Raw genomic sequence first — 10,314 nt, forward strand, 5'->3', positions numbered from 1 at the left:
GCTTTCCAACCGTCATTGGCCTGCCGATGAATCTGCTCGATCCACAAGGGCCTGTGGCTGCGGCCAACAGCACCATCCTGGTCGATTCCGTCTTCATCATGCTCGCGATCGTGGTGCCGACCATTTTCGCGATTTTGGCCTTTGCGTTCTGGTTTCGCGCCTCGAATCCCAAAGCAAAGTTTCAGCCCGACTTCGTCTATTCCGGGCGCGTCGAGATGGTGGTGTGGGCGATCCCCGCGCTCACGGTGATCCTGCTCGGCGGCGTCGCCTGGATCGGCTCGCACCAGCTCGATCCCGCGGCACCCGTGCCCGGCACCGGCAGCCCGGTTCGCATCCAGGCCGTCTCGCTCGATTGGAAATGGCTCTTCATCTACCCGGACCAGCGCATCGCCACCGTCAATACGCTGACGGTGCCGGCAGGCGCCGAGCTGAATTTCCAGCTGACGTCCTCGAGCGTGATGAACACCTTCTTCATCCCGCAGCTCGGCAGCATGATCTACACCATGAACGGCATGGTGACGAAGCTGAACCTACGCGCCGACAACGAAGGCAAGCTGCAGGGACTGTCGGCGCATTTTTCCGGCGACGGATTTCCGGACATGATGTTCGACGTCAACGTGGTCTCGCCGCTCGCCTTTCCGGACTGGGTCGCGACCACGGCGAAGAGCGATGCTGTCCTCAATGAGGACAGCTACAAGAAGCTGATGCAGCAGGGCGTCGAAAAGGGCAGGCCAAGCTACAGGCTCGACGATCCCCGACTGTTCGACCTGATCGCGACCCAGCACATTCCGCCGGGACCGGGGCCGGAGCTCGCATCCGAAGCAGGCCGGTCGCACAGTGGAGGCCATGATGCTCGGTAAGCTCGATTGGTCGGCCATTCCGTTCGATCAGCCGATACCGCTGATCGCAGGCGCCGTGGTGTTGGTCGGGATTCTCGGCGTGCTGGCCTGGGTCGTGGTGAAGGGGCATCTGCCCTATCTCTGGCACGAGTGGATCACCAGCGTCGACCACAAGCGGATCGGCGTGATGTACATCCTGCTGGCCTCGGTGATGCTGCTGCGCGGCGGCAGCGACGCCATCATGATGCGGATTCAGCAGGCGGTCGCCTACCAGTCGCAAGGCTATCTGCCGCCGGAGCACTACAACCAGATATTCTCCGCGCACGGCACCATCATGATCTTTTTCGTGGCGATGCCGTTCGTGATCGGACTGATGAATCTCATCGTGCCGCTCCAGCTTGGCGTACGAGATGTCGCTTTCCCGACGCTCAATTCGGTCGGCTTCTGGCTGACCGCGACCGGTGCGCTGCTGGTCAATCTCTCGCTCGTGATCGGCGAGTTCGCCCGCACCGGCTGGCTCGCCTTTCCGCCGCTGTCGGAACTGTCCTACTCGCCGGGCGTCGGCGTCGATTATTACGCATGGTCGCTGCAGATCTCCGGCGTCGGCACGTTGGTGGCCGGCATCAATCTCGTGACGACGGTGCTGAAGCTGCGCACCAAAGGCATGAACTATCTGCGCATGCCGATGTTCTGCTGGACCACACTGGCCTCGAACCTCCTGATCGTCGCGGCTTTCCCGATTTTGACCGCCACCCTCGCGATGCTGCTGCTCGACCGCTATCTCGGCTTCCACTTCTTTACCAATGAGGCCGGCGGCAATGTCATGATGTTCATGAACCTGATCTGGGCCTGGGGGCATCCCGAGGTCTACATCCTAGTTCTGCCGGCCTTCGGCATCTTCTCCGAGGTGGTCTCGACCTTCTCCGGCAAGGCGCTGTTTGGCTATCGCTCGATGGTGCTGGCGACCATGGCGATCTGCGTCATCTCCTTCATGGTCTGGCTGCATCACTTCTTCACGATGGGAGCGGGTCCCGACGTCAACGCTATCTTCGGCATTGCCAGCATGATCATCGCGATACCGACGGGAGTGAAGATCTACAACTGGCTGTTCACGATGTATGGCGGACGCATCCGCTTCGAGACGCCGATGCTGTGGTCGATAGGCTTCATGGTCACCTTCATCATCGGCGGATTGACGGGCGTGCTGGTCGCGGTGCCGCCGGCCGATTTCATTCTCCACAACAGCATGTTTCTGGTCGCGCACTTCCACAACGTCATCATCGGCGGCGTGCTGTTCGGCGCCTTCGCCGGCTTCGAGTACTGGTTCCCGAAGGCGTTCGGCTTTCGCCTCAACGACCGCTGGGGCAAGCTCGCATTCTGGTTCACTTTCCTCGGCTTCTACGTCACCTTCATCCCGCTCTACGTCGCCGGCATGCTGGGCATGACACGGCGCATGCAGCACTATGACGTCGCGGCGTGGCGGCCATGGATGCTGGTTGCAGCGGTCGGCATGGCCGTGCTGACGATCGGCGTGATCTGCCAGATCGTGCAACTCGTGGTCAGCATCCGCAACCGCGAGGCCCTGCGCGACCGCACTGGCGATCCCTGGGACGGCCGCTCGCTGGAATGGGCGACGTCGTCGCCGCCACCCGTTTTCAACTTCGCTTTCAATCCCGATGTGCGCGGCGAGGATGCCTATTGGGACATGAAGGCTCATGCCAAGCAGCAATCGCTCGATCATGATGCGCCCGAGTATCATGACATCGAGATGCCCAGGAACTCGCCGACCGGGTTCGTCTGCGCGTTCTTCGCCACCGTCATGGGCTTTGCGCTGATCTGGCACATCTGGTGGATGGTGATTTTGGGCGGTATCGGAGCGTTCGCGACATTCGTCGTGTTCGCCTGGCGCGACCATGACGAATACGTCATTCCGGCCGAGGAGGTCGCGGCGATAGACCGCGTCAACCTCGAGGAGCGGCGCAGCCTCGTCAGCATGGCGGGGACAGTCTGATGTCAATGACCGCGACCGCCGGCCGAGCGCACGCCGATCCCCATCACATCGGCCTCGTTATCGAGCATCCCGGGCCGGCGCCGAAGCGCATCGTGACCGCCTATGGCTTCTGGATCTTCCTGCTCTCCGACATCGTGATGTTCTCCTGCTTCTTTGCGGCCTACGCGGTGCTGGCCGACCAGACCGCCGGCGGCCCGAAGGGTTCGGAGATATTCGAGCCGCGAAACGTCGCGATCGAGACGGTCTGCCTGCTGCTGTCAAGCTTCACGTGTGGCATGGCGAGCATCGCGGCCGATGTGCGCAACCGGCTGTGGTTCTATCTCGGGATGGCCGTGACGTGTTTGCTCGGCCTCATCTTTCTGGTCATTGAGTTTCGCGAATTCGCTGATCTCGTTGCCCGCGGCTATGGCCCATCGCGCAGCGCTTTCCTGACCTCGTTCTTCTCCCTCGTCGGCTGCCATGGCCTCCACGTCTCCGCCGGCATATTGTGGCTGCTCACCATGATCTCCCAGGTCTTCGCAAAGGGTTTTCGTGCCGACGTGCTGCGCCGGATGATGTGCTTTGCGCTGTTCTGGCACGCGCTCGACATCGTCTGGGTCGGAGTTTTCTCCGTCGTCTATTTGCTTGGGAGTGGCGTATGAGCGATCAGACGCATATGCCGGCCGGCCATGATCTTGCGCCGGGCGATGAGGAGCAACACAGTGTCGGGACGCGCATCCTCGGCTACGTGGTCGGTCTTGTTCTCGCGTTGCTGCTGACGGCGACGTCGTTCTTCATCGCGGGCACGGATCTGGTCTGGCAGCCTTCGATTCCCGTCGCGCTGATCGTGCTGGCGATCGCGCAAATGGGCGTGCATCTCGTGTTCTTCCTGCACATCACCACCGGCCCCGATAATACCAACAACGTGCTGGCGCTCGCCTTCGGGCTGCTGGTGGTGTTCCTGGTGGTCGGTGGCACCGTCTGGATCATGGCGCATCTAAACGCGAACATGCCGGCCATGGATCAGATCATGCCGATGCGCCGCTAGCGCATTGTGCAAAAAAGAAGAGCCGCTTGTTGTGACAAGCGGCCCAAGTCTAGGGAGGAAACGCCCGAGCAAAGCAATCGGGCCGGAGCCGGATTGCCGCCAAGGAAACGCTCGCGCAAAGCGCTCGCGTACGCTTACAAATGCAGCAACTCCCGATAGAGTTCAATTCCGGATGAATACTGTCTCCGGCTGCCGCTCACGGCTGCGTGATGAGCTTCGCTATTTTGGCCGCCGGCAATTGTAGGCCTTGCGGAAGCCCGCAGCCTGGGCGTCGTCCTCAGAGCAGAACCAACGGTCCGGCTTGGTGGTCGCTGGGTAGCTCGGACAGCCTCGTAAATGGTAGATGCCGATATTGCCGGTCACGCGCGCGCGCACCGCAAGCTTGCCCTTGATGCCACAGCTCGGCGGCATCGTCAGATCCTCGGGAAACAACACCGCGCGAATCTCCTTGTCGCGGTCGGCGCGGCAGGCGGCGCCCAGGAGCGCGCCGTCCTTCTTGCCGGTGCGGAATTCTTGCGGTGCAACAAAGCAGCCCTTCCAAATTCCGGCCGAGGTTGATTTCGCGTCGGCGGCGGCAGACTTGACGTTCGCCTTGGCCGGCTCGCGAGCAATGGCATAGCCGAGCTTGACCAGCTGCTCGTTCAAGCTGGTCTTGTCGCCTTCGGCCGTGCAGATCGCGCGGTGCCGCTTGCCAAAACTCTTTTCCGGTCCGACATCGTCGCAACGCACCGATCGCTTGCCAATCAGCTTGGCGAGCTGGTCGCGGGCCTCGATCCCGCAGGTCCAGGGATCGGCGTGGTCGTCGATGCAGACCTCGTCCAGCTCGGGTGCGTCGACGCCGTCGAGGCGGTAGGTGACGTCGCCGAGCTGGATGGCGTTGCCGTCGCGGACCGTCACGGCGGCGGTCAGCGCCGAGGCGGGGCCGGAGGTGCCCAGAAATCCGGACAGGGCGAGAAAGCAAACGAACGCAAAAGCGCGGGCGTTGGCAAAGGATTTTCGGAAGGACATAAGGTCTCGCTATCGATGGCTCGTGCGCCTTGTTCCTAGCATCCGGATGTGGCGATACCAATGGTCTGCGCCCCGCGAAGTGCGACATTCGGGCCTCGTGGCTTTACTCGGCCGCAGCTCTGATCCTATCGTTCGCCGGCCTCGTGGAGCGGAGGCCGAATCGCCCGGGAAGCGGCGAAGGGAGGAAAAATTTGTGATGAATGACCCTGTGGACGTCCTGATCATCGGCGCCGGCGCTTCAGGCGCGGCGGTGGCATGGTCGCTGGCCGAGACCAAGATGCATATTCTCTGCCTGGAGCAGGGCGGCTGGATGAACCCGGCGGAATATCCCAGCACGGGCCGGGACTGGGAGGCCAAATTCTACGGCGAGTGGTCGTCAAGCCCCAACGTCCGCGGCCGGCCCGAGGACTATCCGATCAACGACGACAATTCGCCGATCAAGGTCGTCAACTACAATGCGGTCGGTGGCTCGACGGTGATGTACACCGCGCACTGGCCGCGGCTGCATCCCTCCGATTTCAAGGTGAGGACGCTCGACGGCGTCGCCGACGACTGGCCGATCGATTACGACGCGCTGACCCCGTTCTTCGAAGAGAACGACCGGATGATGGGCACGTCTGGCCTGTCGGGCGACCCGCTCTCGCCGCTGACGCATCCGCCGATGCCGCCACAGCCGATGGGATTGTCGGGTGCGATCATCGGCAAGACCATGAACAAGCTTGGCTGGCACTGGTGGCCGTCGGATACGACGGTCGCGACCATGGACTACGAGGGCCGCGCGCGCTGCATCAATCTCGGCCATTGCACGCCGGCCTGCGCGCAAGGCGCCAAATCCTCGACCGACATCACCTATTGGCCGCATGCGGTCCGCGCCGGTGTCGAGCTGCGTACGCACTGCCGTGTGCGCGAGATTACCACCGACGAGAGCGGCATGGCCACCGGCGTGGTCTATTACGACAAGCACGGCGTCGAGCAGTTTCAGCCGGCGCATGTCGTTATCGTCGCCTGCAACGGAGTCGGCACGCCGCGGCTGCTGCTGAATTCGGCATCGAACCGCTTTCCGAACGGGCTTGCCAATTCGTCCGGCCTCGTCGGCAAGAACCTGATGTTCCATCCCTATGCGCAGATCTACGGCTATGTGAAGGAGCCGACCGATAGCAACCGCGCGCCGCCGACCTGCCTGTGGAGCAAGGAATGGTATGACACGGACCTGTCGCGCGGCTTCGTGCGCGGTTACGGCGTCCAGTTCGTGCGCGGCGCCGGGCCGGTGTTCGAGGCGGTCGTGAGCGAGCAGAAGGGGATCTTGCCGTGGGGCGCCGATCATCACCACGTCTTCCGCAAGCTCAACGGCCACCGGCTCGGCTTTTCCGCGATTTGCGAGGACCTCCCGGAGGAGCATAACCAGGTTACGCTCGATCCGGTCTTGAGGGACGGTCACGGCATTCCCGCGCCGAAGATCAATTACACGATCAGCGAGAACAGCCGGAAGATGATGGAGCATGCGCTGGCGCGGGGCCGGGAGATTCTCGAAACCGCTGGGGCGAGCGACATCTGCGTCAACTCGCCGATCCCCTGGGGCGGCTGGCACCTGCTCGGCACGGCACGCATGGGCACCGACCCCGAACGCTCCGTAGTCAACGAATGGGGCCGCGCGCACGACGTCAAAAACCTCTTCATCGTCGACGGCAGCATCTTCGTTACCTCGGGCGGGGTCAATCCAACGTCCACCATCCAGGCCCTCGCGCTCTACATCGCCGACCAGATGAAGCAGCGCCTCGCCAATCTCTTCGACTGAGGCCATCATGTCCGCAGACAACCAACTGACACGCGCCCAGCGCGACGACCTCCGAGCCATCGCCGCGATGATCGTTCCCGCCAGCGAAGAGTACAAGGTGCCCGGCGCCGACGATCCCGCGATCCAGGCTGACATGCTGGCGACGTTGGGACGGGACAGCAAACTGGTGGTGGCGGCGCTCGACCATCTGGCGCGGCTTGCTGGCCAACCGTTGGCCGAGCTCGATGCTGCCAGGCGCGATGCGGTGGCGCAGGAGTTTCGCAGGCATGGCGGCCCGGCTGCCGCGACGCTCGTCCGTGTGGTGCTGCAATGCTACTACCGCGACGACCGTGTGCTGGGCTCGCTCGGGATCGAGCCGCGCGCACCTTTTCCCAAGGGCCATGTGCTGCCGGATGGCGACTGGTCGCTGCTCGACCCGGTCAAGGCAAGGGCCGGCACGCTGCGACGGGCGCCCTAGCCACCTGGGCAGTCCAGCCTTGCGCCTTGGACGGGTCCCTTGCGCCTCACGGAGCAGGCCACCATCTGTGTGAGCCCCAAGGACTCCTATCATGTTGGATTTTACTTCTGACGCATCGTCGTCGCGAACGCCGGCATCTGTCCCGGTCGATGACCGGGCCGTGCTGGATGCCTATTCCAATGCCGTGATCGACGTGACCGACCGTGTCGGTCCGGCCGTCGTGCGCGTCGAGACCGGACCAAAAGTGCCGAACGGCCGCGAGCGCGGCGGGCTCGGCTCCGGCATCGTGATCTCGCCGGATGGGCTCGTGCTCACCAATAGCCACGTGGTCGGCTCGTCAAAGGAGATCCGGCTGCGCGACGTCGAGGGCCATGTCGGCGACGCCCGGGTGCTCGGCGTCGATCCCGACACTGATCTTGCGCTGCTTCGCGCCAATGGCGTGAGGAACTTGCCCTATGCGGCGCTCGGCAACTCCAAGACCTTGCGGCGGGGCCAGCTCGTGATCGCGATCGGCAATCCGCTCGGCTTTGAATCGACCGTCACCGCCGGCGTGGTCTCGGCGCTCGGGCGTTCGATCCGCTCGGTCAGTGGCCGCACCATCGAGGACGTGATCCAGACCGACGCTGCGCTCAACCCCGGCAATTCCGGTGGCCCGCTGGTATCGTCGAATGCCGAGGTGATCGGCATCAACACCGCCATCATTAACGGCGCGCAAGGCATCTGCTTCGCGGTCGCCAGCAACACCGCGCAATTCGTGCTATCGGAGATCATCCGCCACGGCTATGTCCGCCGCGCCTATATCGGTGTGGCCGGCCAGACCGCGCCGATTCCGCGGCGGCATGCGGTGCTGGCCGGTGTCGAAAACGAGATGGGCGCGCTGCTGGCGCAGATCGAGCCGGACGGGCCGGCGGCGAAGGCGGGCCTGTTGTCCGGCGATGTCGTGATTGGCCTCGACGGCGTCGAGATCAACGGCGTCGACGATCTGATCCGTGTGCTCGACCGCGACCGGATCGGCCGGCGGCTCGCCATGGACGTCCTGCGGCTCGGCCGTCTGCGGGCGATCGATATCGACCCGGTCGAGCGCAAGCCGGCCCGCTAGCGTGTGGGCGCCTAAGCGGGGTATGACGGTGTCATGCCTCGCTTCGGGAACCCCGCCGCATGATGCCGGCGCATGAGACCTACGATGTCATCGTCGTCGGCGCCGGTGCCGGTGGCATGACGGCCGCGGCCGTCGCCGCCGCCGAAGGCCTGCGCGTGTTGGTGATCGAGAAGACCGCTTTCGTCGGCGGCACCACCGCGTGGTCCGATGGCACGGTCTGGATTCCCGCCAATGCCAAGATGGAAGAGGCGGGGCTCTCCGATAGCGTAACGGACGCCGTGCAATATTTGTCGAGCACAGTGCCGGAGCCCGCCAATGCGGGCCTCCGCGCCGCTTTCCTCGCGCGCGGACCGGAGGCGGTCACCTATCTCGAATCCAACACGCAAGTGCGGCTCCAGCCGGTGGAAGCGTGTCCGGACTATTATCCGGAGCGATTGGGCGCGACGCCGGGCGGGCGCGTGCTCGAGCCGGTCGTCTTCGACGGCACGCGGCTGGGGGCCGCATTCGCGCGGCTGCGCGCGCCGGTGCCGGAGTTCACGCTGTTCGGCGGGATGATGGTCAACCGCCTCGACATCCCGCATTTGCACCGGGCCGGAAGATCGCTGCGCTCGACTCTTCGCGCGGCGCGGCTGGTTTCGGAGCATGCGTGGCAGCGGCTGCGCGGCCCGCGCGGCACGACGCTGCAGCTTGGCAACGCACTCGCCGCACGGCTGTATGCCTCGCTGCTGGCCCGGCAGGTTGAGATCCTCTTTAGTGCGGACGTCGAAGGCCTGTCCACGCAGGGCGAGCGGGTCGGCGGGGTAATTATCCGTCATGGCTCGCGCGATCGCCTGATCGCCGCGCGGCGCGGTGTGGTGCTGGCGACCGGCGGCTTTTCGCACGACGCAACCTTGCGCAAGCGCTTCTTCCCACCCGCTGCCGGATTCATTTCGGCGACCCACCCGTCCGCCACGGGTGACGGGCTCCGCCTCGCGACTGTAACCGGCGCAGCGCTCAATACGGATGCGACGAGCCCGGCCTATTGGGTGCCGGCCTCGCTGTTCCGGCGTGCCGATGGAAGCCGTGGTGTTTTCCCGCATACAGCGACCGACCGCGCCAAGCCCGGCGTGATCGCGGTCAATGCGGCCGGCCGGCGCTTCGCCAACGAGGCGCTGTCCTACCACGAGTTCGTGCTCGCGATGCTGCGTGACGGTGACGGCGAATCGGACCGGCCGTTCTATCTGATCTGCGACCGTCCGTTCCTGTGGAGTTACGGCCTAGGCCGCATCAAGCCGTTCACCCGCAATATCAGACGCTATGTGGCGAGCGGCGAGTTGGTCGAGGCCGCTGATATCGCGCAGGTCGCAGCGAAGATCGGCATCAAGCCGTCGATACTCGCGGCGACGATCGCAAACTACAATTCCGATGCGAAGGACGGCCGCGATCCCGAGTTCGGTCGCGGCAGCACCATCTCTCAGCGACACCTTGGTGATATCAGCCACAAGCCGAACCCTTGCGTTGCGCCCATCCTCTACGCGCCGTTCTTTGCGATGCGGATTTATCCGGCCGATCTCGGCACGGCGATCGGCATGAAGGTGGATGCCCAGGCGCGCGTATTGCGCGAGGACGGCACGCCGGTTGCGGGCCTCTACGCCTGCGGCAACGACATGGGCTCGATCATGAACGGCAATTGTCCCGGGCCGGGGATCGCGTTGGGACCGGCACTGACGTTCGGGTACATCGCAGGAAGGCATCTGGCGGAGGGGAGTGTGGCCGGGGCGAGTGCGGCCACAGCGTTGGTCTAGCCATTTCCACCGCTGTCATGCCCCGCGACCCGGCTACGCCAAGGCTTCGCCGAGGTCGAAGTCTGGGCGCGCCGAAGCTTTAGCGTAGGCGGCAGGCGGGGCATCCAGTACGCCGCAGCCCATCGGACTAATCACAACCGCCTCGGAGTACTGGGTCGCCCGCCTTTTGTTTAGACCGGAGACATAGCTGACGCCTGTTCGGACACATCACTGACAGTTTGGCTGCGCGTCAAGTCGATTGATCCGACCTGCCAACTGGCAAAGAAGATTCCGTAGCGGCCGTCGCGGTCGAGC

The 10,314-nt window shown here is 64.1% G+C and carries 9 protein-coding genes and 1 pseudogene; 8 read left to right on the forward strand and 2 right to left on the reverse strand.

Translation table 11 applies throughout. The features are described from left to right. The first annotated feature begins 26 nt into the window (after positions 1 to 26). From ACIPUD_RS37300 to cyoD, 4 genes are read left to right on the forward strand one after another with little or no spacing between them, the layout of a single operon-like run. Positions 27 to 860, forward strand: a complete 834-nt coding sequence (locus ACIPUD_RS37300) for a ubiquinol oxidase polypeptide II (RefSeq protein ID WP_018457175.1) — start codon at positions 27 to 29, stop codon at positions 858 to 860. Then, complete coding sequence (gene cyoB, locus ACIPUD_RS37305; protein ID WP_085362444.1) at positions 850 to 2,850, forward strand: cytochrome o ubiquinol oxidase subunit I; 2,001 nt, start codon at positions 850 to 852, stop codon at positions 2,848 to 2,850. Before ACIPUD_RS37300 ends, cyoB begins: the two co-directional genes overlap by 11 nt. After that, positions 2,850 to 3,491 carry a cytochrome (ubi)quinol oxidase subunit III gene (locus ACIPUD_RS37310; protein ID WP_446482669.1) on the forward strand — a complete coding sequence of 214 codons (642 nt, stop codon included), beginning with the start codon at positions 2,850 to 2,852 and terminating at the stop codon, positions 3,489 to 3,491. The genes cyoB and ACIPUD_RS37310 overlap by 1 nt, the downstream gene beginning before the upstream one ends. Continuing rightward, positions 3,488 to 3,877: a cytochrome o ubiquinol oxidase subunit IV gene (cyoD, locus tag ACIPUD_RS37315; RefSeq protein ID WP_018457172.1), complete on the forward strand. Its 390-nt coding sequence runs from the start codon at positions 3,488 to 3,490 to the stop codon at positions 3,875 to 3,877. Before ACIPUD_RS37310 ends, cyoD begins: the two co-directional genes overlap by 4 nt. Positions 3,878 to 4,096: 219 nt before the next feature. On the opposite strand, the gene ACIPUD_RS37320 is transcribed toward cyoD, so the two are convergent. Next, positions 4,097 to 4,885 (reverse strand): thermonuclease family protein, encoded by a 789-nt coding sequence (locus ACIPUD_RS37320; RefSeq protein ID WP_446482670.1) that lies wholly within the window; start codon positions 4,883 to 4,885, stop codon positions 4,097 to 4,099. Between the two features lie 196 nt (positions 4,886 to 5,081). Here ACIPUD_RS37320 and ACIPUD_RS37325 point away from each other — a divergent pair, with 196 nt between their 5' ends. From ACIPUD_RS37325 to ACIPUD_RS37340, 4 genes are all read left to right on the forward strand, one after another. Further along, positions 5,082 to 6,680 carry a GMC family oxidoreductase gene (locus ACIPUD_RS37325; RefSeq protein WP_446482671.1) on the forward strand — a complete coding sequence of 533 codons (1,599 nt, stop codon included), beginning with the start codon at positions 5,082 to 5,084 and terminating at the stop codon, positions 6,678 to 6,680. Positions 6,681 to 6,687: 7 nt separating this feature from the next. Beyond that, entirely contained in the window at positions 6,688 to 7,137 is a 450-nt protein-coding gene (locus ACIPUD_RS37330; RefSeq protein WP_018457169.1) for a hypothetical protein, read from the forward strand. 91 nt (positions 7,138 to 7,228) lie between these two features. Further along, positions 7,229 to 8,236 (forward strand): S1C family serine protease, encoded by a 1,008-nt coding sequence (locus ACIPUD_RS37335; RefSeq protein WP_446482672.1) that lies wholly within the window; start codon positions 7,229 to 7,231, stop codon positions 8,234 to 8,236. A gap of 59 nt (positions 8,237 to 8,295) precedes the next feature. Then, positions 8,296 to 10,020 (forward strand): FAD-dependent oxidoreductase, encoded by a 1,725-nt coding sequence (locus ACIPUD_RS37340; protein ID WP_446482673.1) that lies wholly within the window; start codon positions 8,296 to 8,298, stop codon positions 10,018 to 10,020. A gap of 170 nt (positions 10,021 to 10,190) precedes the next feature. On the opposite strand, the pseudogene ACIPUD_RS37345 reads toward ACIPUD_RS37340, so the two are convergent. Next, a pseudogene (locus ACIPUD_RS37345) lies at positions 10,191 to 10,314 on the reverse strand (IS481 family transposase); the annotation flags it as partial.

The sequence above is a fragment of the Bradyrhizobium sp. CAR08 genome (genome assembly GCF_052871955.1).